Origin of the sequence: Thomasclavelia cocleata (assembly GCF_900102365.1) — a bacterium.
Lineage (GTDB): Bacteria > Bacillota_I > Bacilli_A > Erysipelotrichales > Coprobacillaceae > Thomasclavelia > Thomasclavelia cocleata.
This window is the reverse complement of sequence record NZ_FOIN01000009.1, coordinates 39,987-66,604: the sequence shown is the minus strand read 5'-3', so window position 1 is coordinate 66,604 and position 26,618 is coordinate 39,987. Positions and strand designations below refer to the sequence as shown.

Below are 26,618 nucleotides of genomic sequence, written 5' to 3'. Positions count from 1 at the left end.
AAAACTTACTAATTAACGTAAGTTTATCATTTTTCCAATAATCATCGCTTTAGAATCAATATTATGTCCTACTTCAGAAGTTTTTACAAGAGGCAAATCTCTATTAATATATCTCTTTACTAAATCAATAATTGTTGGTATACAGCATTTATTCTCCATTTCTATAAATCTGCCTAAAATAATTCCATTAACCTTTTCAAATACCCCAATCTGTTTTAATTGACTTAAATAAGTTGTCATTTGTCCAATTGTTCCACTTCTAGCCTCAAGTAATAATATCTTATTATTCATATTTGGCCAATACTCAGTTCCTGCCAACTTTAAGAAACATCTTATATTTCCACCAACAACAACTCCTTGCATGGAATTGCCCTGAATAAATTCATAGTTAAAATAATACAAATGATCTGTCTTTAAAAAAAGAGATTCATAAAAATTATTTGTCTGTTCTTCCATATCTTCAGCAACTAAATTTTTTATTTGATATAAAATTGATTCATTATTTGTTTTTGTATAAATTGCATTGATAATCGTAGTTAAATCACTATACCCCCAAAACAATTTTTTATTCTTTTTGATAATTTCAAAATCTAAAAATGGTAAAATTTCATTAGCAATATCTCCACCAGAAATATCAAAAATCGCTTTTATCTCTTTATCTTTATAAAAATCCATCAATACCTCAGCTCTCTGTTTTGCATTTCCACTAAAAACTGCTCCTTGCTCAAATATGTATCTACTAATAACAGGTACTAACTCAAATCTAATAAATAAATTTATCAACATATCAATTTTATATTTATCTTTTAATTTAATCCCATTAGAACAACAAACAATTGCTATCTTATCATTATTCTTCATTTATCATACCTCTTATTCCTTTATAAAATACTATCATCAACTTTTCACTATACCCACTTTTATAATACACCATTAATAAATTCTATTACTATATCTTAAATAATATTTATAACTATAATAACATTATTATAAAAAACTCTCTTATATAATACAGAGAGTTAAAAATATACATGCCTATCATTTAAAATTAATTTGGTACTCTCTACTCTCTATGTAAAGAGATTTCATTAACCAAAACATTATGCTGTTGATAATTACTATCAATAAAATCCACAGTTCCATCTTCGTTAAGTTTTGTAAAAGTTACTATCCCATAATCTTGAAAAACAACTTGTTTATTCTTTAAATAAGAAATATTATTTGCATAATCAAGAATTTGATCATAACAGCCTTGTTGATAAAGATTATGATAAATTTTAAAGTATGTCAAAATTGTAATCATAATTGGTTTAATTAAATATTCTTGACCCAATTTCATTTTCATTGAAGTATATTCACCACTAATAGAATTAACATTTAAACCTATTCCAATTACTACTCCTTCTAATCCATCTTTATATATTGCCTCAACTAATATCCCACATATTTTCAAATCATCAACAAAAACATCATTAGGCCACTTTATTTTTGCTTCAATCCCATACCTATCTAACAAGCCAATTACACTACAAGCAGCTATTTGAGTCATTTTGTGTAAATCATGAGGATTCTTAAAATCCTTAACAAGAATACTCATTAGTAGATCTTGTCCTCTTTTACTTTTCCATATATGCCCATTACGCCCTCGACCTGCAGTCTGATAATTACATTTTACTACACTGTAATTAGGTAATCTATCTAAATTCCTTTTTACATAATTATTTGTCGAATCTACCTCATCTAGCTCAATATAATTCATGCTGTCACCCCTAATCTATATGTAATATTATACAATATATCAATTAGCTTCACAATTCTGTTACCAGCAAAGCTACTGTATAACATTCTAAAATACTAAATGTCTTTTTATCTTAGAAAATAATATTGATGAAGTAATCACTGAAACGATTTCTGCAATCGGAAAAGATAACCAAATCAAATTAATATTTCCAAATAAAGATAAGATATATGCACTTGGTAATAATATAAATAATTGTCTAATTAAAGATGTTAATAAACTATATGTACCTTTACCAACTGCTTGAAATACAGCACTACAAACAATCGAATATCCTGCAAGAATAAAATGAAGCGCAATTATCCTTAATGCAGGAGTACCTATCTTAATCATATCTGATGATGCATTAAAATATCCTAATAAAGTTTGTGGAAAACACTCAAATATTATTAATCCAATAATCATTATAGATATAGCATAAATCATTGCTAGATTAATTGTTTTAAACATTCTATCTTTTTTCTTAGCACCTAAATTATATGCAATAATAGGAATCATTCCATTATTCAAACCAAAAATAGGCATAAAAACAAAGCTTTGTAGTTTAAAATATACTCCAAATACAGCTGTTGCTGTAGTAGAATAAGTAATTAAAATTGTATTCATTCCAAATGTCATAACACTACCAATAGATAGCATAATAATAGATGGAATTCCTACTGAATAAATTTGTTTAATAATCTGGAAATCTGGTTTAAATCGTTTAAATTGAAAAGTGATATCATGATTATATTTTAAGTTAAAAAATAGTGCTAACATACATGCAATTATTTGTCCTATAACTGTTGCCAATGCCGCTCCAGCAACACCCATTTTGGGCACTGAAAATAAACCAAAAATAAAGATTGGATCTAATATTATATTGATTATTGCCCCAATACCTTGGGTAAACATCGTAAACATTGTTCTTCCTGTAGCTTGTAAAAGCCGTTCAAATAAAAACTGTCCAAATAAACCAAATGAACTCCCTACAACAATTGAGATATAAACCTTTCCATGATTTATGATTTCTTGATTAGTAGTTTGAATACTAAAAAATATATTAGATATCAGCAATCCTCCAATCATAAAAATTAATGCTGTAATTAAATAAATGAAAATTGAATTTGTCGCTGTTTTATTTACATTATCTTGATTCTTTTCCCCTAAGCTTCTAGACAATAAAGCATTAACCCCTACAGCTGTTCCCCCTGCAAAAGCAATCATTAAGTTTTGCAAGGGAAAAGCTAAAGAAACTGCTGTTAGTGCATTTTCACTAATTTGAGCAACAAATATACTATCAACAATATTATACATTGCTTGAACTAACATTGAAATTATCATTGGTAAAGACATTGTAATTAATAGTTTATTTACAGGCATTACACCCATTTTATTTTCTGTAGCCATTAAAATTTTCCCTCTAAATATAATTTCGAAATTATATCTGCCGCTTCATTAATACCCAAATCACTATTAATTGTTAAATCAAAATTTTTTAATTGTCCCCACTTTTTAGTTGTATAGTAATTATAATAATTACTCCTAGTTTTATCCTTCTTTACCACATATTTTTTTAAATCACTATGATTTTCTTTATAATCTTCTTTAACCCGACGGATTCTTGATTCTAATGGTGCATGAATAAAAACCTTCAAAACATTATCAAAATCTTCCAAAATATAATCAGCACAACCACTAACAATAATACAAGCATCATAACTTGCTAGATGACGAATAATTTTTGATTGCATCGTGTATACTTGATCGTTTAAAGGAAGAGTAAATGCACTAGAAGATAGACTATACATAAATCCTGATGATTTTTCTTCTGAAACTTTTCTAATCACATCTACATCAAATCCCATTTCCTTAGCAGCTAAATCAATAACTTCATTATCATAATAAACTATTCCTAATTTTTCTGCGACTTTTTGAGCAATCAACCTTCCCCCAGAGCCATATTCTCTTGCAATGGTTATAACCTTTTTACTCATAAATATTCCTCCTCTATACCTTATATTCTAACATATTTTGAGTTATGTTACTATTCTTGTCATATTTTAAAAATCTGTTTAATATAGAATTAATTTTGTTCTAGTTTTTTAAATAATGGTAATAATTTTAACAACTTCAATATTTGAACCATAAAAAACTTAATGTTATAATATCTTAGATAGGAGATGAATTAGATGATAAAAGTAGATATCATATCTGGTTTTCTTGGAGCTGGAAAAACAACTTTTATAAAAAAATTAATTAAAGAAATATATCTTGATGAACAAATTGTATTGATTGAAAATGAATTTGGTGAAATTGGAATCGATGGAACATTTATGCATGATTCTGGAATCGAAATAACTGAAATCAACTCTGGATGTATCTGTTGCAGTCTTGTAGATGATTTTGAAACTTCGTTAGTGGAAGTTATTGAAAAGTATCATCCTGACCGTATTATTATTGAACCTTCTGGAGTAGGTAAATTATCTGATGTAATAAAAGCTGTAAATGAAGTTAATAGTGATGAACTATCACTTGACAATCATATGACTGTAATTGATGCTAAAAAATGTCGTCTATATACTAAAAACTTTGGTGAATTTTTTAATAATCAAATCAAATATGCCTCATTAATTATTTTAAGCAGAACTGAAGATATAACAGAATTTCAACTTAATGAATGTATTAAAATAATTAAAGAACATAACAATAAAGCCAATATAATTACAACCACTTGGAATCAATTAACCCAAGAAACATTAGTTGCTGCTTTTGATCATAGTGATAATCTTCGTAACCAATTGTTCAATGAATTAGATATTTGTCCTGAGTGTGGTCACAATCATAATCATGAACACCACCATAATCATAAATGCAAACATGAACATCATCATGCAGATGAAATATTTACTAGCTGGAGTAAACAAACACCAAAAAAATATACTAAAATTCAATTAGAGACAATCTTAAAAAAACTTAGTGAGAATTCAAACTATGGAAATATTCTAAGGGCTAAAGGCTATGTAGATAGTTTTGAAAATAATTGGTTGTATTTTGACCTAGTTCCAGGGGAATATGAGATTCGTATAGGAAAAGCCAATTTTACTGGTCAAATTTGTATAATTGGTGAAAAGTTAGATGAACAAAAATTAAATAATTTATTTGATGAGGTTGCTTAATGGAAACAAGAGTATATATTTTTGCAGGTTTTTTAGATAGTGGTAAAACTTCGTTCATAAATGATACTTTGATGAATCCTGACTTTTATAGTGATGAGGATACTTTATTAATAAGTTTTGAAAGTGGTGAAATTTCTTATGATAAAGTATATTTAAAAAAATCTAATACTTCACTAGCTACTTTAGATTACGAAAACTTTACTACATACGATTTAAAGCACCTAGAATTAGAATATCATCCTACACAAATTATGATTGAAGCCAATGGAATGATGGATCTAAATATTTTTGTTAAAGAAATTATTCCAGAAAATTGGAAAGTTGTTCAAGTTTTAACAACCTTTGATGCTACAACCTTTTCAATGTATTTAAATAATATGCGTTCATTAGTATATGGACAAGTTATATTTAGTGATCTTGTCATTTTTAATCGTTATAATCAAAACATTAAAAAATCAATGTTAAGAAATAATATAAAAGCAATAAACAGTAATACCCAAATAATTTATGAATTTCCTAATGGCACTATTGATACAATGCATCCTGAAGTAGAATTACCTTATGATATACAAAAAGATTATTTAGAGATTAAAGATCATGATTTTGGTATTTTTTGTATGGATGTAATGGATCATCCTGAGAAGTATAATGATAAAACAATTAAAATAAAGGGAAAGTTTATTGGATTAGATAGAGTTATTGAAGATGGTTTTGTTTTAGGTAGACAAGCTATGGTTTGTTGTGAAGAGGATACATCATTGATTGGTCTAGTTTGTATTAGTAAACTAGCTAAAAAACTAATTCCTGATGAATGGATCGTGGTAAAAGGTAAAGTTTCAACTGTTCTTGATCAAGAATATCAAATTAACATTCCCGTTCTAACTGTTGAAAATTTAAATGTTGTCTCTCCATTAAAAAATGAATATGTAACTTTTGACTAAAAAGCGCATTGCGCTTTTTTATGTGTAAATAAAAATATTTATTTAATCAAAATTGACTCCAAACAACTTTATCATTCAATCATATTTTTTTCATAAACCAGCAATCCTAATTTAATCATCTAACATAATAAATATAATTTCTAAATCTAATTATTTATCCTGCAAACTCCTTTCAATGTAATCTAGTACCTTTTCTACTATCGCCTAAATACAAATTCATACTTACTTTAAATACTTCTATCCTCTTTCTATAAAATCATTAAAACATTTGGGACATAAATACCCAATTTCTGTTTCAATTAAACTTGACGACTCGTTACAGCAATCATCACATTTTTGTATATCCTCTCTAGTATTTTCAATTATTATGAAATTATTTTCCTCTTCCATTGACATCTTAATAACTACCTCTTAAATATTCTAATAGTTTATATAAGTTGAATATAATTCACTTATATTATATAAAATATCATTTTAGTGAATTTTAGTCAACATAGAAATATCTATATGTAAATATTTGTTGAATTTAATTATACTTAATGTTACTATTCTATTGAGGTGATAAATTTGGATCCGTTATATTTACAAATTAGAAATTTAAGAAAAAATTTAGGGATGTCACAACAAGAATTAGCAAAAAAAACCGGCTACACTTCTAGATCTTCAATAGCAAAAATCGAAAACGGAGAAGTTGATTTACCGATATCAAAAATAACGCTAATAGCAAATGCTCTAAATACTAACCCTTCTGCCTTAATGGGATTAGATTCTGAAATAAATAATAGAAAAAAAGAATCTCAACCCTTTAATTTAGAAACACTAAAAAAAATAATTGATACTGAATCTGAATTGGCATATAAAAGTTTAGTACGATTATGTAAACATAAGAGAATCCAATTTGATTGGACAGAAAAAATGGTATCTGATTTATCAAATATTGATATTGATGAATATTTAAGGTTTGAAAGTTATAATGATATGCTAGATATTGATAAAATTGATAATATTTTAAAAACTTTAAATATATCAATTGAATTTGTATTAGGTTTTATAAGTGCTATGCTAGATTTGAGAGATAATAAAATAAATATTGATTTTTAACTAATAGACCACTGCTTATTTAACAGTGGTCTATTGATTTATTTTATTACTTTGTAGCAATGCTAATATATATCCTTTATCAAAATCAGATTCAACTCGTAACAGCCTACTAATAACTATAATATAAATATATTCTAAATCATTATTATCAACAATATTCAATATATTTATAATAGTGTTTATCATCCTTTTTCTATCATTCCCTTCTTTTTCATCTTTACCCATTTTTAATATTTTCTCATTCATAATTTTTACCCCTTAATAATTTTGTCTATATTGTCTATGAATACATTCTAACAATTATAAAATCTATTATATAGATAATGTGGGACGCTTTTATATTTTTAGGGGCGCTTTTTATATTTATTGAAACCGATATTGCCGGTAAGCATTTAAAACTTCATTAAACCTTGATTTACTTACAGAAATATGAAAACTGTTTTTTAAAACAATAAAGTCTTTTCCAACACTTTCTATATAAGCAACATTTATTAAATACGATAGATGACACCTAACAAAGTTATATTCTTTTAATACCTCTTCTACTATAGAAATTTTTGTCCTTTGTTTAATTATTTCTCTATTAAGCAAAGTATAATAAACATAGTTTCCTTTAGACTTTATAAACAATATATCTGTTATCATAATCATTTCATCATTTACTAAAATCTTAGCATTTTTCCTTCTATTCCTATTTCTAATTACATGCATACATTCATCTAAATCCTGATCAAGATTTAACTTTCTTACAAAATAGCGAGGGTATGCCACCATAGAATGAAATACTAGTCCATTATGTATAGAAACAAAAACTATTTCAACCTTATCATGTCCTTTTTCACGGTATCTGCTTGCTAACTCTATACCATCTTGATCTCCTAATTCAATATCAAGGAATAGTATTTTTATATCATTATTATCTAGAAATTCTTCATCAAAATAGGATAATATCTTTATATTATAATCTTTATTGTATTGCAATAACTTCTCTTTTAAAATACTCGCAAATAAGAGATCATCATCAATTATCGCAATCATTTTTTGCCTCCTTTCTTAAATATTAAAAAAGTCGACTAAAAACCTGGATAAAACCAATCGACAATGTAAAGCCCTTTTATTATATTATTGGGATAATAAGTGGAAAAGAACATTACACGCATAGTATAACTTAATATTTTTTTCTTGAAAAGAATAATTATAAAAACTTCAACTAATAATTATCTAGTTCAAAAATATCTAATTAATACTTTCCAGTAAACAGGTATCAATTCTAAAAAACTCATTTAAAGAAAAATACCTAGAAGGTATTAACCCTTCTAGGTACATACTATAGATTTAATCAATATCACACACTGCAGCTGCATGAATACCTGCAATTGCTCCATCAGCAACTGCTGTAGCTACCTGTCTAACCTTTTTTACACAAATATCTCCAGCTGCAAATACTCCAGGGATTTCTGTTTGCATACAATCAGCAACTGGAATATAACCATTATCTAATTTTAGTTCTGTGTACATTTGTGTATTTGGAACAATCCCTGCATATATAAATATTCCACACTCTGTATCTTTTACAATCTGCTTCATTCCAGTTTTATTATCTGTAAATTCAAGTTCTTCTACCGTTTTGTTACCATATATTGCCGTAAGACTTGAATGTGGCATGATTTCAATATTATCATAAGCAGCAGCTTTATCCTTAAATTCCTGTATACATGCAAGCTCATCCTCCACACATACGATTGTTACTTTTCCTGCTATCTTGGCTAAATAAAGTGCTTCCTTTACTGCCCCATCTGCTCCACCAATTACATAAACATTCTTATCTTTATAATTCAAGCCATCTTTTGGGGCATTTAATCTAACACCTTTCAAATTTTCTCCAGGAATACCTAACATACGACCAGAACCACCATTTGCTAAAACTAGAGTTTTAGATTCATAAGTTTCTTTATCTGTAATGACTTTTTTTATTTTACCTGAAAGTTTTGTTTCTATGACATTTTCATAACGAATCTCCACCCCAGCACTAAGTGCCTGCTCTTTCATCCTTTTAGCAAATGTAATACCAGATTCTTCTTGCACAATTGCTGTATAGTGAGTAACTGTAGATACTGTTCCTATCAAACCACCAACCTGATTTTTTTCTAAGACCAAAACTTTTTTTCCTCTGCTTTTGCCATAAATAGCTGCACTAATACCTGCTGGTCCTGCACCAATAATAATCATATCATACATTTCAATATCCTCCTTATACATAAAAATATTAGGCCATTACCTAATATAAAATTATATCATAATTTTTAATTTAAGTATGATTATATTTTTACTATTTTTAAATATCTTATTCAAAATATTTCGTAATTAATCCTTATTATTTCTAAGCTTTGCTTTTTCTTACATTTTAAGTTATTTTTAAAAATCTAATATGCAATTCAAATATGTCTTATAGCTATATTGTCATAGGACTTTTTTTGATTCGACTAGCACATTTCTATTTGTTGACGCATCCATGATCTTCTATACAAATTCCCAGATTTACTACCACTTTTTAGTGTTGTTCAATACCTATAGTTTGCCCTCTTTCTAAATCTAATTTTTGATATTTATGTGTAATAAAAAAGGTGAATTTATCAATATTTGATTTTCCCATGCTCAAAACTATACTTAGCAATTTTGCTGAATTGATTACCATTATCACAATCACTACAATATTATCCTAAAAACATAGGACATAGCTCGCAATTTAAACCACAAGGAGAAAACAGACGATTCTTTCCCTTGATCTACTTTACAGATCAGTAAAAAACATTGTATTTTATACAATGGTATTAGTTAAGAGAAAACGAAATATTATTGGGATATTTATGAGCTTTTTTTACATATTTTACGATTTATCAATAAAATAAAAAGAAAAAGGATATATTGTATATCAACAAATACAGATTATATCCTTTTTTAATGTTAAATTTACGACATTGAGTCATTAATACAGACTAACTACTTTTTTGTATGTAGAACATGAGTTTATTAGATTACAGCTTAAAGACTAAAATTGCTTTATCAGTCCTAACCATTGGCATAGTGACCAATTCATTGGTGCTTTTTTAACATTTCTTCAGCTGTTTTTTCAATCTCTTTTGTCATATCTTCTACACCAGTTGAACATTTAGTGAAATGAATTAAACATTTTTGATCCTTTCATAAATGCGTTTTTCATTGTAATTACATTATTATAATTAATCAACAATAAAATGTAAATTTTATTATTTCTTATCTTCTTTTTCCTTCTTTCTATCCCACCATGTACCTGTTAATGAACAAGTTCCGCCCATAGCTATAAAAACTATCATTATAATCCAAAACTCCATATTTCTTCCTCCTTAATTTATTAAATATTGGCAAATAAAAATTACAATTATACATACAATAAGTGCGATTACACCTGCTAAAAGTGCAAATATGATTTTTTGATAATTTCTTTTTCCTATTTCTTGTTGTGTTTCATCATAAGTTAATTGTTTTCCGTCAATAAATGCCAGAATTTCTTTATATGTTTGAATATCATACTTCTTTTTAAATCTTTCAATCTTACTTGCTGTATATAGTGCTACAGTAAACAAGCATAGCCAAATAATAATTCCAGTATACCCATCAACACTAAATAAAGGATAAGCACTTATGGTTACAATTATCAATTCAACCAGAAAAACAAAACTCATCACATTAAACTTTTTAATTGTTGTTTTTTCTACAATTTCCCTCATCTCCTTTATATCTTCTTTTATAAAATTATCTAAAGATACATTGAAGATATTAGATAAAGCAATTAAACTTTTAACATCTGGACAACTTTTATTTGTTTCCCAATTTGAAATGGTTTGTCTTGAAACAAATATTTTAAAAGCCAGTTCTTCTTGAGAAATCTTTTGTTGTTCTCTAAATTTCTTGATTTGTAATCCAATATCCATCTTGAATCTTCCCCTTTATTGTATATAAATATATATTATTTGTCTGTCAAAAGCCTTTGACATTGCCTTTTTTTCTTGTCAAAATGATTTTACATGGCTAAAAACAGTTCTTTTTGACTAATTATATCGTTTCCATATATAAGTTACAATAAAAATCTAAACTTCTATTTTATTTTTTCGGCGTCCTTATGATGTATAGTTCTGTAAATTGCCAGCTTGACTATTATGATTCAAAAAACTATGTGATATTAATAATGGCGGGACTGCCAACACTGAACTTTACAATCAATAAAGCAGTACATGAAGCATTGAAACAAAGGGTAGTAATTTAGCATGAAGCCAGTGGTATGAAACTGCTTCTTTTTTATTAATTTTAAATTTGTTAGGGAGACCAAAAATACTTTCAAAGGAGGCTTTAACCATGACAAATAAAGTACAAAATGAACGACTTGAAATTAAACTAACACAAGAAGAAAATGAAGATGACACGTTGTAAAACTATGAACTATTTTTTAAGAAAAGTTGTATCTGAATCAGATATTTATGTTGTAAATTTACAACCTTAAAAAAATACAAGGTCCACTTGCAAGATATACAAATAGTGTTAATCAGATAGCTAAGTGTGTAAATTCTACTAGCGTTATTTATAACGACGATATCAAAGATCTAAAAAATCAAATAGAACATCTATCAAAAGAAATATGGCAAATTCATTCTTTGCTACTTGATAGGACTTCTAATAAAGATGATGTTTAAATTATGAAAGTTTACTAACTCCCTTCTTAGCCTAGCTTGAAAACAATGAAAAGGAGATAACATTTTTGCTATCTCTCAGTCTTAAATCATATTATGATTTCTTATTTACAACTTGTTTAATTGCATTTGTTTTTTGTGTGAAAGCATTACAACCGTCTCCACATGTGTCGTTACTACTATCAGAACACATTTTACCAACCTCGTTGCTGTCATGTGAACACAATTCAGCAGTCCTATGTCGTCCTCTTGCATTTTTTCTTTGTGGTTTAAATTTAGCACCATCTACACTATTCTTCAAGTCCGTTTTATAAACAAACGTTAACTGTGCAGGGTCAACATTTCCATTTTCATCAAGTCCACCTACAATTACTTTTTCAACAATACTTTCAAACACATAGCGGTCAAATTTATCAAGAACTTCATTCTGTTCCAGAGTTTTCTTAAACTCTTTCAGACGTTTTTTGATGTCTTTCTCATTATCAGAAGTTTCTTGTAATTTTTTTCTTTCTTCGACAAGCTGTTCTTGTTTGCTTACTAAATCGGGATATTTTCTTTCGTAGGTTTCCTTATCAATAATTTCTTCTAAACGCATATCCACAAGTTTACTCTTTTTGATAATCTTTGGATTGATAAGTTTTACACGCTGTTCTGGCTTAAAGTGCTTTTCGCCAGCCTTTGCAAGCAATACAACAACGATAATATCGTTGGCTCTTTGAATATCCGAATATAACCACATTATATCATTGCAAATTCTAATACTTATATCTTCCTTTTCTTAAATTTTTCCTTTGCATATTCATAGGCTTCTTGAATAAGTGGTTTCAATTCTTCAAATTTTTGCTCTGTAGGATTTAAAATACAGACCCAGCCCATCCATGCGTATATAGGGTGTGGCATTAGTTGATTGCTGGAAGTAAAATCATATTCCATTTCTACGATACCGCCTTTTATTGGTCGCTTAGGGATACCGCCAAACATATTTACAAATGTATTTTTTCTCAACCCCATATTTACACGGTATATGTTTTCTCTATCAAGATTAGAGCTTTTATCATTCTCGCCGTCTTTTTCTTTAACAGTAAGAATATACACCCCACGTTTAAGCGTATTATTAGGATTGTAAAATATACCTTTTTCTCCCCAGCTATTTACTAAAACAGTACCTTCCAAGTTATTAAGACAGTATTGTAATATCTTATCTGGTGTCATAGATTATACCTCTCTTTCAATTTACATATATGGTACAAATTATAACTGTGCCATTTATTTTTTTCAATGATATTGATTTATTTTTTCGGCTGTCCCTGCGGAGCATGGTTCTGTGTATTTCCAGCCTGATCGCCTTTGTTCTTCAATACAATATCATCAGCCTTGATATACCAATCAACCATAGTCCCTCTAAAGTTGGCATTTGCCACCGTATCAGCTACGGGATTGATTAACTCCACTTCCACATTATAAGGATAGTCCTTTACGGAAACATCAGCGGGGATTGTCACTTGTATCATGCGTTCCTGCACACTACATTTCAAATCATAAGTACGACGCTTAATTTCATCACTTGTCGTTCCGTCCTCATTTTCTAAACGAACCTCATGTCGAAGTGCAGAGAATTTCACTACTCCAAAAGTTTTGAGATTTCATCATAGGAAGCTCGCACGTTGTCACATTACCAGCCAAGATGAACGCTCAATCTTTGCCAGACAACCAACTGTCTTAATAAGTAGTTGTGCTGGCTACTCAAACCGCTGCGGTTTTTTGCTCATCACTTTTCGTCCAATACTGCGTACCTGACGCATGAACTGCCCGGTAAAGCGGTAACGACAGTCGCAAAGGCAAGGAAGCCCATACACAATCGTTTTAATATCTTTTTCATACCTTAGATGCTCCTTTCGTTTTATTTTTGGGTAAAAAACAGACGCTCAATTTTGGACGTCTTATATTGAAAAGGGATACTTTTTTACAAGTACCCCTTAAATTGAATATTTAGTTTCTTGTCTTCCCACACTCTATATCAACTACTACTGAAACATTGATATAGTTTTTAATCTCTTTATTTCGGATTTTATCGCCCTCACTTGTAAATACGATATGCTTGAAAAAGTACCTAAAATTAAGGATTTCTACATAGTTCGTCTTTGTAGCAACACACAAGTCTCTATATGTACAGTCTGTGGAAACATATCAACTGGATACATAATATTGCCACGATATCCTAGTTTTGCTAGATATTTAATATCTCTAACCTGAGTACTTGGATCACAAGAAATATAAACGACCTTGCCTGGATTCAAGATTTTTATAGCATCAATGAATTCCTTAGTACTACCACTACGAGGTGGATCCATAATAACACAATCAACTTTCATTTTTTGCTTTGCTAATTTAACCATAAAAGCACTAGCATCATCATTAACAAATCTAATATTATTTATTTTATTCATCTTAGCATTATTAATTGCATCTTTAACAGCATCCTTGTTTACTTCTACTCCAATTACTTCTTTTACTTTACTTGAAGCAATCATTCCAATTGTACCAATTCCACAATATGCATCAATAACAACTTCATTACCCTTTAATTCTAATAAATCTATCGCTTTAGAATAAAGTATTTCACATTGTTTATGATTAATCTGATAAAATGATTTCGGTGAAATCTTAAATTTCAAACCACATAATTCATCAACAATAAACCCTTTACCATAAAGTACCTTTTCATCATTCCCTAAAACAATACTCGTTTTTCTTTTATTAACATTTAAAACAACTGTCTTAATACTAGGAAAACTCTTTATCAACTCATTACAAAAATTCTTAGATCCTTTAAACACATTATCATTACAAACCAAAACCACCATTGTTTGATCTGCAATAACTGCTCTACGAATTAAAACATGTCTTAACAAGCCACGATTACGATTTTCATCATAAATACTAACTCGGTATCTTTTTAATAAACTTTGAATTTTCTTTATAATCAAATCACTTACTTCTTCATGTAATAAACAACGATTATAAGGAATAATTCTGTGACTATCTTCTTCATAAAAACCAAATTCATATTTATGATTAAAAGCAACAATTATTTTATTACGATACCCATAAGGATATTCCATCCCAATCGTATTTTCCACTTTATACATATCTAATTTCTGATCATTTAATAACTTTTTACAATAATTCATTTTAATATTTAATTGTTTTTGATAATCAGTATTAATATATTTACAACTACCACACTTTTTTTCAATCAAACATTTCATCTTATCACTAATCCTATCATATATTCATAAAACTACTTATTTAGTATAACACAACCCTTATAAGAAAACTCAATTATTCATTAATCTTTACTAGCATCAAGCATCTTTTTTATATATAAAGCCAACATATATGACATTTTTTCATCAAATGTTTCTAACTGACAATTTAATAATTCTTTTATCTTTATCATTCGATAATTTATTGTATTACGATGCATATAAAGATTTTTAGCCATAGCTACCTGACTACCATCATAAAGCAAATAATAGTAAAGTGTATGTTCTAATTCGCCATGATGCTTTTGATCATAATCAATAAGAGGTTGTAACAGTTTTTGATACATTTCAATTAAAATCCGTTTATCTTCAATTGAAAATAAAATTTGGTAAACACCCATTTCCTCAAATAAAACCATTGGATATTTAAACTGTTCAGCCATGGTTACTGCTGCTTTAGCACGCTTATAGCTTAAAATAACTTGGTGAAGATCATGCATTTGAGTTCCTATTCCTAAATGAATAAATCTTGATGGCATCCGTTTTTTTGTCCGTTTATACATTTTATCAATTATTGATTCTAATATTTCTGAATCTAAATTATTCACAACCAAAACAAAATATCCATCAAACCAAAAAAAGGCGTATGAACTTTCTATTTTCTCAAAACACAATTCCAATTGAAAAGCCACTCGTCTTCGTTCAATTGCATCAAATTGATCAGAATCTTCAATTCCAATTAAAACAACCTGGAAAGAGCCATCAACATCAAAGGCCCCCATTAACTGTTGTCGTATTTCTTCAATCAATTGTGGCATTGAAAATGCTTTTTGAAACAACTTAGATATTTCATTATCTTCCTTTTGAGAATATAAACAACGCATACTAAAATCTTTTATTAAATCAGCCATATGCACTTCCCATGGCGTAGTTAATAAAGGAAAATCCTGCTCATTGCAATAATCAATAATATCCTGTGGTATATCAAAAATATACTTTCCAGTATTAATCACTAATCCTACACTATGATATTTGATTAAACATTTAATAAATTCAAATAATGCATCATGGCTTTGAAAACCTAATCCAGTTGTAACTGCTAATTCTTTTCCCCACAATTGTTGGATGATTGTAGTATCTTCAATCATATGAACCCAACTCATTGCGTTTGAACAACCTCCATGTCCAGCTAATAACTTTAATTGATATTGTTTCTGATTTTGAATCAAAGCATCTTCAATCGTAAACCCCATCATTATCACCTCTTAATTATCATCTTACAACAATTGTGCAAAACGCACAATTGAATACACTTTTTTTATTATTTATGTCTCTATAATAATTTATAAAATATCTTATAATATAGATGTATTAAAAAACGAACATTTAGGAGGGACATTAAATGGATATTTATGGATATTTTGTAATAACTGATAATTTTGAAACTTGCCCTGCTTGGGTTCAAAGTGAAAATTATTTTAACTGTGAAAACTTTTCAAAACTTTTTAAATTTTTAAAAAGAAAATAATATAATAATGTTTCATTATATTTAAAAAACAGAGATTACAATTGATTGTATCTCTGTTTTTAGTTCAACTAAAGCTATAGTCACTCCGATTTATTACACACATAATATAACAGAGCAAAATCAATGTTAGCTGTTTTTTTATCTTACTGAACTGCAAAAGTTAACTCTGCTTTACAAACTACTTTTCCATTTACCTTTGCAACTGCTTCACCAATACCAATTGGTCCTTTTTGCTTTGTTAAAACACATTCCATCTCTAATACATCACCAGGTGTAACTTGACCCTTAAATTTACATTTATTAATTCCTCCAAAAAAAGCAATTTTACCTTTATTTTCTTCTTTTGAAAGAATCGCAATACATCCCACTTGTGCCAATGCCTCTACAATTAAAACACCAGGCATCACATGATGCTCAGGAAAATGTCCACAAAAATGCATTTCATTAACACTTACACACTTAATTCCTTTCGCCCACTGCCCAGGTTCAAAATCAGTAATTCGATCTACTAATGCAAAAGGATAACGATGAGGATTAATTGCCTGAATTTGATTACTATTTAATTCCATATTTTTATTCTCCATATTTCTTAAATACAATAGTAGCATTATGTCCGCCAAAACCTAGTGAATTTGACATTGCTACATTTACTTCCTGATTTCTACCAGTATTTGGTACTATATCTAAATCACAAAGCGGATCAGGTGTTTGATAATTAATTGTTGGTGGAATAAATCCCTCCTCAACTGCTTTTACACAAATAACTCCTTCAATTCCCCCAGCGGCACCTAGACAATGTCCAGTATTACCTTTAGTTGAAGAAACAGCAACTTTATTAGCAGCTTTACCTAAAGCTGTTTTAATCGCCATAGTTTCGCCCTTATCATTTAAAGGTGTACTTGTACCATGGGCATTAATATAAGTTACATCTTCTGGTTTTAAATTAGCATCATCAAGCGCATTAATCATTGCTTTTGCACCACCTGAACCATCTTCTAATGGTGCGGTAATATGATGAGCATCACAACTAACACCATAACCAGCCATCTCACAATAAATATGAGCACCACGAGCTCTAGCATGTTCTAATTCTTCAAGAACAATAATCCCAGCGCCTTCCCCCATAACAAAACCACAACGATTTGCATCAAATGGAACTGATGCTCTTTTAGGATCATTATTATCACAAAGTGCTTTCATTGATGAAAATCCACCAATTCCAAGTGGTGTAATACTAGCTTCAGCACCACCAGCTACCATGATATCTTGATAACCATCACGAATATTTCTAAAAGCATCACCAATTGCATTAGTTCCACCAGCACATGCAGTTACTGGACAAGTACATAATCCTTTTGCACCTAATTCAATTGCAATATTTCCAGCCGCTAGATTAGTGATTGACATCGGAACAAAGAAAGGTGATACTCGATCATAGCCTTTTTCTAAACCTTTAGTATGGTCTTTTTCAATTGTTGCTAGCCCACCGATTCCACTAGAAACAACTACACCAAAACGATCAGCATCAATTTCTTCACTATTTAAACCAGAATCTTTAAATGCTTCTTTAGCAGCAATTACTCCAAATTGAGTAAAACGATCCATTTTACGAATAGCCTTTTTATCTAAATAATCAGCTGGATTAAAATTCTTTACTTCACCAGCAATTTTTACTTTTGTTAGTTCTTTATCATAGTTTGTGATTTCCGCAATTCCACAAACACTCTCTTTAATACTTCTCCAAGTTTCTTCAACATTATGACCAATCGCATTAATTGCTCCAAGTCCTGTTACTACAACTCTTCTTTTTTCCATTATTTCTCTCCTTACATTGCCATTCCACCATCAACGTGGATAGTTTGACCAGTTATGTATCTAGCATCATCACTTGCTAAAAATACTACTGTATTTGCAATATCACTTACTTGACCAAATGTCCCTAATGGGATTTGTTTAGCCATACTCTCTTTAATTTCATCAGGTAAAACATCTGTCATTGCTGTTTGAATAAACCCTGGTGCTATAGCATTAACCGTAATTCCACGACTACCAACTTCACGTGCTAATGACATTGTCATCCCAATAATTCCAGCCTTGCTAGCAGAATAATTAACTTGTCCTGCATTACCCATAACCCCAACTACTGAAGACATTGAAATAATTCGACCATAACGCTGTTTCATCATAAACTTAGCAGCATGTTTCATACAATTCCAAGTTCCTTTTAAATTTACATCTATAACAGCATCAAAATCACTTTCTTTCATTCTCATTAACAAATTATCTTTAGTAATTCCTGCATTATTAACTAAAACATCAATTCGCCCAAATTCTTTAATTATAGTTTTAAACATTGTTTCAGTCTCTTCAAATGAAGCTACATTTGCTTGTACTAGCATAACTGTTGCTCCTAATGCTTCTAGTTCTTCTTTTGTTGCTTTAGCAATAGTTTCATTTTCACCAAAATCAACATAATTTACAACTATTTTAGCTCCTTCACGAGCACATGTTATACAAATTTCTTTTCCAATTCCTTGAGCTCCACCAGTTACTAAAACTACTTTATCTTTTAATTTCATCCTATTCTCCTTTCAATCCAGCTAATGTTTTTTCCAATGATGCTTGGTCTTCGACTTGATAAGTCTTTATTGTCTTATCAATTTTACGAATAAATCCAGATAATACTTTACCAGGACCGATTTCAATAATTGTATCAACACCATTAGCAATCATATAACGAACACTATCCTCAAAATAAACAGAAGACATAACTTGTTTTTCTAACATCTTAGCAACACTTTCATCAGCCTCTAATTCTTTAGCTGAACTATTAAAAACAACTGGTATTTTCATCTCTTTAAATTCTACACTAGCAAACTTTTCTTTTAATTCTAAGCTTGCTGGCACTAATAAGCTAGTATGGAATGGTCCACTTGTATTTAATGGGATAGCTCGTCTTGCTCCCTTTTCTAAAGCTAATTCACTAGCTTTATTTACTGCATTAGCTTCGCCACCAATTACTAATTGCCCAGGACAATTGTAATTAGCAATGGATACTACTCCTAGATTACTCGCTTCATCAACTGCTTCATTTAATAATTCCCGATCCAAACCAATAATCGCAATCATTTTACTTTCAATTCCAACAGCTGCTCTTTCCATTGCCTGACCACGAAAACGAACTAAATTAATTGCCATTTGATCATCCAAAACACCAGATGCATTTAAAGCAGAATATTCACCAAGACTTAATCCAGCAACATAATCAGGAACAACTCCATTTTCTTTTAGTAACTTAGTTGCAACAACAGCAACAGCAACCATACAAGGCTGGGTATTACTAGTCTTAGAAAGTTCTTCAAGAGGACCTTCAAAACATAATTTTTTAATATCTATATCCAAATCAATATTGTCAAAAACATCTCTAGCCACTTGATAATTATCATAGAATGATTTTCCCATACCTACTACCTGGCTACCTTGACCAGCATATACAAATCCAATCTTCCCCATTATTTTAATCCTCTCTTTAATTCTTCCATCAACGCTTTGACAGAAACGATTTTATTATTACGATACCCATTACTACCACTAAAAACTAAACCTTCATCAAGATTACCTTTAGCTGCATTGATCAATGCCCCGCTAATACAATATGGTGTAGTCTTAACATCACATGGAATTAAACAGTTATAACATCTTTTAACTGTTATTTTTTCATCATTCCTTAGTTTTTCTGTAAGCTTTGTCATGATTGCCCTTCCTGGCATCCCAACTGGTGATTTAACAATTTCAATATCTTCTTTTTTGGCATTAATAAAAGCTTGTTTATATTTTATATCTGCATCACATTCATCAGTACAAATAAAGCGTGTTGCCATTTGAACACCATCTACACCTAAATCTAAATAATCCTGAATATCTTTACTATCATATATGCCACCAGCAACAAAAATCGGTATTTCTCTTTGATATTTATCAATAAATGGTTGAATCGTTTCTTTTACTTCTTTAAAAATATCTGTTAATTTTGCTGTTGTTTTATTTAAAACATCTTCTTTATGGAATCCTAAATGTCCACCTGCCTCACTACCCTCAATAACAACAAAATCAGGGACAACTTTAAATTTACGATCCCATGTTTTACAAATCAACTTAGCAGCCTTACCACTAGAAACAATTGGTGCAATCTTTACTTTTGTTCCCTTAACAAAACTTGGTAGATTTAAAGGTAATCCAGCTCCAGAAATAATTGCATCAATTTTATTTTTAACTGCAACTTCAACTAAAGCAGCATAATCAGTAATTGCTACCATAGCATTAATTGCTACCATTCCCTTGCCTTTAGCAATTTCTTTAGCCTTTTTTATTTCATTAGCTAACTCTCGTCTATTGACTTCAAGTGGATTCTTTTCAAAATCATCAGCTCGATATCCAGGATGAGCAGTTGAGATAACACCCATTCCCCCATTTAATGCAACATGACCAGCTAAATTTCCAAGTGAAATCCCAACTCCCATACCACCTTGAATAATTGGTACATCAAGAGCCATTTCACCAATATTAACTTTTTTCATTTTTAAAACTCACTTTCCAATTTTTTAAATTCAGTTGCACAATCATCAAATAATTCTTTAATAATTATTTTTATTGGTTTTATTTCATTAATCATTCCAGCTACTTGACCAGCCATTAATGAACCAGTATCAATATCGCCTTCAAAAACAGCTCTTCTAAGTGATCCTAAAGTATATTTTTCTAACTCCAACATATCCACGCCTTCTTTTTCACGTTTGACATATTCTTTAGCCATTTTATTTTTAATTATTCTTACTGGTGTTCCCGCAATTCGACCAGTAACTACAGTACTCGTATCTTTAGCTTTAATTACTGCCTGTTTATAATTATCATGAATTGGACATTCTTCACTTGCAAGTAAACATGTTCCTACCTGAACTCCACAAGCACCCAAAGCATAAGCTGCTAAAACCTGTTTACCACTAGCAATGCCACCTGCTGCAACAACTGGTACATTAACAGCTTCAACTACTTGAGGAACAAGTGCCATTGTAGTAAGTTCCCCAATATGTCCACCTGCCTCAGTTCCTTCAACAATGATTGCATCAACATTATATTTTTCTAAACGCTTTGCCAGCGCTACACTTGGTACAACTGGTAATACTTTAATTCCTGCTTCTTTCCAAGCTTCAACATATTTTCCAGGATTCCCAGCACCAGTTGTTACAACTGGAACTTTTTCATCAATTACTAATTGTGCCATTTCATCAGCACAAGGATTAATTAACATAATATTGACCCCAAAAGGTTTATCAGTTAAACTACGACAAATTTCAATATTCTTTTTTAATGTTGCAGTATCCATACCACCTGCACCAATTAAACCAAGTGCCCCAGCATTAGATACACTAGCAGCAAACTCGCCAGTAGCAATATTTGCCATTCCCCCTTGAATCAAAGGATATTTAATATTTAATAATTCATTTAATTTCATCTTCTAACTCCATTCCATTAATACTGCACCCCAAGTAAGTCCACCACCAAAGCCAACACAAATTATTTTATTTCCTGATTTTAGCAGTCCTTTTTCATCCATCTCACCTAAAGCAAGAGGAATGCTGGCAGCTGATGTATTTCCATATTCTTGTAAATTCATATAAAACTTTTCTTCAGATGACTTCATCTTCTTATAAACATTTTTAATAATTCGATAATTTGCCTGATGACAAACAACATAATCAATATCATCAAGTGTTAAATTAGCCTTTTGTAAAACCGCATTAATACTTTCAGGAATTACTTTAATTGCAAACTTAAACACTTCCTGTCCAGCCATACTAAGATAATGATTTTCATTCATTTTGCCAATAGCAGGAGCTTTTAAAGCTTCTAAATTTCCAGCTGAATTATTATAACTTGCAAATACTCCTGTCCCTTTACCAACCACTACAGCTCCTGCTCCATCACCAAACAGTACACAAGTATTGCGATCAGTAAAATCAATTATTTTAGAAATTTCTTCACTACCTATAACTAAGGCATATTTATCATCGAGATTTTGCAATAATGCTTGAGCTACTGTTAATGAATATACAAAACCACTACAAGCTGCGCTTAAATCAAAACACATTATCTCTTGATCATTTAACCCCAGTTTTTCTTGAATTAAACATGCTGTACTTGGTGTAAAATAATCAGGTGTCATCGTAGCACAAATAATTAATCCAATTTTATTTTTATCTATTTTTTCAATTGCTTTTAATGCTGCCTGATACCCAAGATCAACACAACTTTCCTTTTTAGCAATATGTCTTTTATTTATCCCAGTTCTAGAAACTATCCACTCATCTGTTGTTTCGACCATTTTTTCAAAATCGAAGTTATTAAGAACATTTTGTGGTGCATAATAACCAGTTGATATTACTTTTAATCCATTCATATAATCTCCTAATATTTTTCTTTGATATCTTCAAAGAAATAAACCAGCTGTTGTAAAGATTTTATCAATAATTCATCATCAAGAACATGACTATCTTCACATATTCGACTAACCATTTCTTCATGAAATTCGTGATGAACTTTACAAACACGATTCCCTTTTGTTGTCAACTCAACTCTAATAACTCGACGATCAATATCATCTTTACGTCGCTTAACATATCCCTTAGCTTCTAATTTTTTTATTGCTATAGTAATCGTACCATTAGATAAAGTTGCCTTTGAAGCAATTGTTGACATTGTGGGATTTGAAAGTGAGCTAATTGCATCAATAATATGCAGCTCAGACAAACTTAAATCTTCGACCCCATGACCAACCATATATTGAGCTTCAATATCCAATATTTGGTTAAATAATCTTACAAACAGATGATTAATTAATTCTCTATTTAAGATATCACGATTAGTCATTATTAATTCGACCCATTTCTCTAAATTTATTATAGCGTTTATTTATTAATGATGTTTTTGATAACTTCATTAACTCTTCTAAATTATCTCGAAGATATATTCTCAAACGTTTATATACATACTCACGATTCTTTGTAATACCTCCACGAGGTTCTTTAATAATCTTATCAATAATTTTCATTTCATATAAATCTTCGGCTGTCAATTTCATTAACTCGGCAGCTTCCTGAACACGTGAACCATCTTTATCTTTCCATAAAATTGAAGAGAATCCTTCTGGTGATAAAACTGAATAAACACTATTTTCTAACATTACCATGCGATCACCAATACTTAAAGCTAGTGCTCCACCACTTCCCCCTTCACCAATTACAATTACAATAATTGGTACTGTTAACTGTGACATTTCCATTAAATTACGAGCAATAGCTTCACCAATACCATGTTTTTCTGCCTTTAAACCAGGATACGCTCCTGGTGTATCAACAAAGGTAATGATTGGGCGATTAAACTTTTCTGCCTGTTTCATTAAACGCATTGCTTTACGATATCCTTCTGGTGAAGACATTCCAAAATTACAATGAAGATTTTCTTCTAAAGTTCGACCCTTTAAATGTCCAATTACTGTACAAGGAATATTGTTAAACATTGCTAGACCACCAACAATCGAACCATCATCCTTATACAAGCGATCACCATGCAACTCAATAAAATCATCAAATAGATTATCAATATATTCGTAAACATTTGGACGATCTGCCTTTCTTGCAAGATAAACACGATCATAAGCACTAATATCTTTATAAGCCTCGGCTTCTATTTTTATTTTAGTATTTTCTAAGTCTTGAATTTGTAAAGTATGATCTATTTCTTGATCATCTTTTAGTTTTAACAATTCTAACTCAATTTCTTTTATTTTAATTTCTTTTTCCTGCAGCGACATTATTGTGCCCCCCTGCTATGCATTTTTAATAACTTTATAATTGTTTCCCGCATTTTAGAGCGTTCTACAATCATATCAATAAAACCTTGAGCTTGCATAAACTCAGTTCTCTGGAAACCTTCAGGTAATTTTTGTTTAATCGTTGATTCAATTACTCTTGGTCCTGCAAAACCTATTAAGGCTTTTGGCTCCCCAATAATAATATCGCCAAGCATCGCAAATGAAGCAGTTACACCACCTGTTGTAGGATGCGTAATATATGATATATACAGCAATCCTGCTTCATGATGTTTTGCTAATGCTGCACTAGTTTTAGCCATTTGCATCAATGAAATAATTCCCTCTTGCATTCTGGCTCCCCCTGAAGTAGTAAAAATAATAATTGGACATTTACGTTTTGTTGCATGTTCAATAGCTTTAGTAATCTTTTCACCTACCGCCCCTGACATACTCCCCATTAAAAAACGTGAATCCATCACACAAACAACTACTTTTTTTCCATCAATTTTTCCAGTTGCACAAACAACCGCTTCGCCAAGACTAGTTGTTTCTTCTAATTTTTCTAATTTATTTTTATAACCTGGAAACATTAATGGATCATTAGATTTAATATTCTTATATAACTCTTTATACTTTTGACCATCGTATAAAAGATTTAATCTTGTATAAGCTCTCATTTTTAAATGAGCACCACAGCTAGGACAAACATAATAATTTTCTTTTAAGACTTCACTCAAAATAGATTCTCCACAAGTATCACACTTGGTATAAATACCATCAGGTACATCAATTCTTTTTTTATCCTGCATTTTATTACGAATTGATTTAAATAAATTTAACTTCTCTTTTCGCGCTTTAAATAACTCTTCCATTTATTATCCCACCAACTTATCTAAGTGATTTTCAATAAAACCAGTATCAAAATTCCCTTTTACATATTCACCTGTATGCAAAATCAAATATTGTAATTCCTGATTTGTATCAATTCCATCAATGACTAGCTCTGCCAAAACTCTACGCATTCTTCTAATTGCTTCTAAACGATTAGAACCATGTACTATTACTTTAGCAATCATTGAATCATAGTGCGATGATACTTTATATCCCTGGTATAAAGTTGTATCTATTCTTACACCAAGCCCTCCAGGTAAATGAACACTATTAACTATCCCTGGACATGGTCTAAATCCTTCCCGTGGATTTTCAGCATTAATACGACATTCTATGGCATGTCCATTTAAATGAATATCACTTTGTTTATAAGTTAACTTTTGATTAGCTGCAATTCTAATTTGTTCTCTAATCAAATCTACTCCTGTTACCATCTCTGTAATTGGATGTTCTACCTGAATTCGTGTATTCATTTCAATAAAATAATAATTTCCATCTTGATCAAGAACATATTCAATAGTTCCAGCATTACGATAACCAGCTCCCTTAGCTGCTTTAATAGCATCCTCACCCATTTTTTGGCGAAGTAATGGCGTCAATGCTTTACTTGGTGCTTCTTCAATCATCTTTTGATTGCGACGTTGAATTGAACAATCACGTTCTCCCAAATGAATTACATTGCCATAATTATCTGCTAAAATCTGAAATTCAATATGTTTAGGATTTAAAATTAATTTTTCTAAATACATATCATCATCACCAAAACAAGCTTTCGCCTCCGCCTTAGCAGTTAAATATGCATCATCAAATTCTTCTTCACTAAAAGCTTTACGCATTCCACGTCCGCCACCTCCAGCCGAAGCTTTAATTAAGACTGGATAACCGATTCGATTAGCTGCTGCTCTTGCTTTTTCTAAAGTATTAACACTGCCATCACTTCCTGGTACAACTGGTACTCCAGCCTCAATCATTTTTTGACGTGCCATACTTTTATTCCCCATCATATCAATAACATCACCACTTGGACCAATAAAAGTAATGCCACATTCTTCAACTAAACGAGCAAATGTTGAATTTTCAGACAAAAAACCAAATCCAGGATGAATTGCATCACATCCAAGTGCTGTTGCAACACTTAAAATATTTTTCATATTTAAATAACTATCTGCCGCCTTAGCTGGACCAATACAAACTGCATGATCAGCTAATTGTACATGTAATGAAGTACTATCAACATCTGAATAAACTGCCACTGCCTCAATCCCAAGTTCCTGACAAGTTCTAATAATCCTTACCGCAATTTCGCCACGGTTAGCAATTAAAATTCGTTTAAACATAACA

General features: G+C 30.3%; 29 protein-coding genes and 2 pseudogenes. 5 read left to right on the top strand and 26 right to left on the bottom strand.

Translation table 11 applies throughout. From position 1 onward, the window contains the following. Nucleotides 1-12: 12 nt before the first annotated feature. From BMW96_RS05650 to BMW96_RS05635, 4 genes are all read right to left on the bottom strand, one after another. Nucleotides 13-861 (bottom strand): S66 family peptidase, encoded by an 849-nt coding sequence (locus tag BMW96_RS05650; protein ID WP_092353373.1) that lies wholly within the window; start codon nt 859-861, stop codon nt 13-15. A 202-nt stretch (nt 862-1,063) separates the two neighbouring features. Further along, nucleotides 1,064-1,759, bottom strand: a complete 696-nt coding sequence (locus tag BMW96_RS05645) for a biotin--[acetyl-CoA-carboxylase] ligase (protein ID WP_092353371.1) — start codon at nt 1,757-1,759, stop codon at nt 1,064-1,066. Between the two features lie 87 nt (nt 1,760-1,846). Beyond that, nucleotides 1,847-3,187, bottom strand: a complete 1,341-nt coding sequence (locus BMW96_RS05640; protein ID WP_092353369.1) for an MATE family efflux transporter — start codon at nt 3,185-3,187, stop codon at nt 1,847-1,849. After that, nucleotides 3,187-3,774: a cytidylate kinase-like family protein gene (locus BMW96_RS05635; protein WP_092353367.1), complete on the bottom strand. Its 588-nt coding sequence runs from the start codon at nt 3,772-3,774 to the stop codon at nt 3,187-3,189. The genes BMW96_RS05640 and BMW96_RS05635 overlap by 1 nt, the downstream gene beginning before the upstream one ends. Before the next feature lie 195 nt (nt 3,775-3,969). Between BMW96_RS05635 and BMW96_RS05630 the strand changes: the two genes are divergently transcribed. Together BMW96_RS05630 and BMW96_RS05625 are read left to right on the top strand one after the other, a co-directional pair. Next, nucleotides 3,970-4,956, top strand: coding sequence for a CobW family GTP-binding protein (locus BMW96_RS05630; protein WP_092353365.1), 987 nt, complete (start codon nt 3,970-3,972; stop codon nt 4,954-4,956). Then, nucleotides 4,956-5,897 carry a TIGR03943 family putative permease subunit gene (locus BMW96_RS05625; protein ID WP_092353363.1) on the top strand — a complete coding sequence of 314 codons (942 nt, stop codon included), beginning with the start codon at nt 4,956-4,958 and terminating at the stop codon, nt 5,895-5,897. Before BMW96_RS05630 ends, BMW96_RS05625 begins: the two co-directional genes overlap by 1 nt. Before the next feature lie 237 nt (nt 5,898-6,134). Here the strand turns inward: BMW96_RS05625 and BMW96_RS14075 are convergent, their stop codons facing one another. Beyond that, nucleotides 6,135-6,293, bottom strand: coding sequence for a hypothetical protein (locus BMW96_RS14075; RefSeq protein ID WP_157796071.1), 159 nt, complete (start codon nt 6,291-6,293; stop codon nt 6,135-6,137). Between the two features lie 171 nt (nt 6,294-6,464). Between BMW96_RS14075 and BMW96_RS05620 the strand changes: the two genes are divergently transcribed. Continuing rightward, complete coding sequence (locus tag BMW96_RS05620; protein ID WP_092353361.1) at nt 6,465-6,998, top strand: helix-turn-helix domain-containing protein; 534 nt, start codon at nt 6,465-6,467, stop codon at nt 6,996-6,998. 30 nt (nt 6,999-7,028) lie between these two features. On the opposite strand, the gene BMW96_RS05615 is transcribed toward BMW96_RS05620, so the two are convergent. The 4 genes from BMW96_RS05615 to BMW96_RS05600 all read right to left on the bottom strand — a co-directional run bounded on the left by BMW96_RS05615 (nt 7,029) and on the right by BMW96_RS05600 (nt 10,969). Beyond that, the gene (locus BMW96_RS05615; protein WP_092353359.1) at nt 7,029-7,244 is read right to left on the bottom strand and encodes a hypothetical protein; all 216 of its coding nucleotides are present in this window, start codon (nt 7,242-7,244) and stop codon (nt 7,029-7,031) included. 117 nt (nt 7,245-7,361) lie between these two features. Further along, nucleotides 7,362-8,036, bottom strand: coding sequence for a LytR/AlgR family response regulator transcription factor (locus BMW96_RS05610; RefSeq protein ID WP_092353357.1), 675 nt, complete (start codon nt 8,034-8,036; stop codon nt 7,362-7,364). Nucleotides 8,037-8,333: 297 nt separating this feature from the next. Then, nucleotides 8,334-9,236, bottom strand: coding sequence for an NAD(P)/FAD-dependent oxidoreductase (locus BMW96_RS05605; protein WP_092353355.1), 903 nt, complete (start codon nt 9,234-9,236; stop codon nt 8,334-8,336). A 1,145-nt stretch (nt 9,237-10,381) separates the two neighbouring features. After that, a complete protein-coding gene (locus BMW96_RS05600; RefSeq protein WP_092353353.1) occupies nt 10,382-10,969 on the bottom strand; it encodes a helix-turn-helix domain-containing protein in 588 nt (195 codons plus the stop codon). Between the two features lie 552 nt (nt 10,970-11,521). On the opposite strand from BMW96_RS05600, the gene mobC reads away from it, so the two are divergent. After that, nucleotides 11,522-11,725: a plasmid mobilization relaxosome protein MobC gene (gene mobC / locus BMW96_RS14920; RefSeq protein ID WP_472573227.1), complete on the top strand. Its 204-nt coding sequence runs from the start codon at nt 11,522-11,524 to the stop codon at nt 11,723-11,725. 91 nt (nt 11,726-11,816) lie between these two features. On the opposite strand, the gene BMW96_RS14915 is transcribed toward mobC, so the two are convergent. The 6 genes and pseudogenes from BMW96_RS14915 to BMW96_RS05565 form a co-directional block, all read right to left on the bottom strand. Beyond that, nucleotides 11,817-12,461, bottom strand: coding sequence for a DUF961 family protein (locus BMW96_RS14915; protein ID WP_092353351.1), 645 nt, complete (start codon nt 12,459-12,461; stop codon nt 11,817-11,819). Between the two features lie 23 nt (nt 12,462-12,484). After that, entirely contained in the window at nt 12,485-12,934 is a 450-nt protein-coding gene (locus tag BMW96_RS05585) for a DUF6194 family protein (protein WP_065987107.1), read from the bottom strand. A gap of 77 nt (nt 12,935-13,011) precedes the next feature. Continuing rightward, nucleotides 13,012-13,347, bottom strand: a pseudogene (locus BMW96_RS05580) (YdcP family protein); the annotation flags it as partial. Nucleotides 13,348-13,397: 50 nt separating this feature from the next. Then, nucleotides 13,398-13,601: pseudogene (locus BMW96_RS05575) on the bottom strand (hypothetical protein); the annotation flags it as partial. A 247-nt stretch (nt 13,602-13,848) separates the two neighbouring features. Further along, a complete protein-coding gene (gene rlmD / locus BMW96_RS05570; RefSeq protein WP_092353347.1) occupies nt 13,849-14,991 on the bottom strand; it encodes a 23S rRNA (uracil(1939)-C(5))-methyltransferase RlmD in 1,143 nt (380 codons plus the stop codon). Nucleotides 14,992-15,071: 80 nt separating this feature from the next. After that, complete coding sequence (locus BMW96_RS05565; RefSeq protein WP_092353345.1) at nt 15,072-16,241, bottom strand: PucR family transcriptional regulator; 1,170 nt, start codon at nt 16,239-16,241, stop codon at nt 15,072-15,074. 149 nt (nt 16,242-16,390) lie between these two features. On the opposite strand from BMW96_RS05565, the gene BMW96_RS14635 reads away from it, so the two are divergent. Then, entirely contained in the window at nt 16,391-16,516 is a 126-nt protein-coding gene (locus BMW96_RS14635) for a hypothetical protein (protein WP_257606867.1), read from the top strand. A gap of 143 nt (nt 16,517-16,659) precedes the next feature. On the opposite strand, the gene fabZ is transcribed toward BMW96_RS14635, so the two are convergent. Genes fabZ through BMW96_RS05510 form a run of 11 tightly spaced genes read right to left on the bottom strand, consistent with a single transcriptional unit; the run spans nt 16,660 to nt 26,614 of the window. Further along, nucleotides 16,660-17,085, bottom strand: coding sequence for a 3-hydroxyacyl-ACP dehydratase FabZ (gene fabZ / locus BMW96_RS05560; RefSeq protein WP_092353343.1), 426 nt, complete (start codon nt 17,083-17,085; stop codon nt 16,660-16,662). Between the two features lie 4 nt (nt 17,086-17,089). After that, nucleotides 17,090-18,331: a beta-ketoacyl-ACP synthase II gene (gene fabF / locus BMW96_RS05555; protein WP_092353341.1), complete on the bottom strand. Its 1,242-nt coding sequence runs from the start codon at nt 18,329-18,331 to the stop codon at nt 17,090-17,092. 11 nt (nt 18,332-18,342) lie between these two features. Beyond that, nucleotides 18,343-19,095: a 3-oxoacyl-[acyl-carrier-protein] reductase gene (gene fabG, locus BMW96_RS05550; RefSeq protein ID WP_092353339.1), complete on the bottom strand. Its 753-nt coding sequence runs from the start codon at nt 19,093-19,095 to the stop codon at nt 18,343-18,345. Between the two features lies 1 nt (nt 19,096). After that, nucleotides 19,097-20,029, bottom strand: coding sequence for an ACP S-malonyltransferase (gene fabD / locus BMW96_RS05545; RefSeq protein WP_092353337.1), 933 nt, complete (start codon nt 20,027-20,029; stop codon nt 19,097-19,099). Further along, nucleotides 20,029-21,093 (bottom strand): NAD(P)H-dependent flavin oxidoreductase, encoded by a 1,065-nt coding sequence (locus BMW96_RS05540; RefSeq protein WP_092353335.1) that lies wholly within the window; start codon nt 21,091-21,093, stop codon nt 20,029-20,031. Before BMW96_RS05540 ends, fabD begins: the two co-directional genes overlap by 1 nt. Nucleotides 21,094-21,095: 2 nt before the next feature. Further along, nucleotides 21,096-22,028 (bottom strand): DUF561 domain-containing protein, encoded by a 933-nt coding sequence (locus BMW96_RS05535; RefSeq protein ID WP_092353333.1) that lies wholly within the window; start codon nt 22,026-22,028, stop codon nt 21,096-21,098. Nucleotides 22,029-22,031: 3 nt separating this feature from the next. Then, a complete protein-coding gene (locus BMW96_RS05530; protein WP_092353331.1) occupies nt 22,032-22,973 on the bottom strand; it encodes a beta-ketoacyl-ACP synthase III in 942 nt (313 codons plus the stop codon). An 8-nt stretch (nt 22,974-22,981) separates the two neighbouring features. Continuing rightward, a complete protein-coding gene (locus BMW96_RS05525; RefSeq protein ID WP_092353329.1) occupies nt 22,982-23,443 on the bottom strand; it encodes a MarR family winged helix-turn-helix transcriptional regulator in 462 nt (153 codons plus the stop codon). Beyond that, complete coding sequence (locus BMW96_RS05520; RefSeq protein WP_092353327.1) at nt 23,436-24,386, bottom strand: acetyl-CoA carboxylase carboxyltransferase subunit alpha; 951 nt, start codon at nt 24,384-24,386, stop codon at nt 23,436-23,438. Before BMW96_RS05520 ends, BMW96_RS05525 begins: the two co-directional genes overlap by 8 nt. After that, nucleotides 24,386-25,258, bottom strand: a complete 873-nt coding sequence (gene accD, locus BMW96_RS05515; protein ID WP_092353325.1) for an acetyl-CoA carboxylase, carboxyltransferase subunit beta — start codon at nt 25,256-25,258, stop codon at nt 24,386-24,388. Before accD ends, BMW96_RS05520 begins: the two co-directional genes overlap by 1 nt. 3 nt (nt 25,259-25,261) lie before the next feature. Beyond that, nucleotides 25,262-26,614, bottom strand: coding sequence for an acetyl-CoA carboxylase biotin carboxylase subunit (locus BMW96_RS05510; RefSeq protein WP_092353323.1), 1,353 nt, complete (start codon nt 26,612-26,614; stop codon nt 25,262-25,264). Nucleotides 26,615-26,618: the final 4 nt, after the last annotated feature.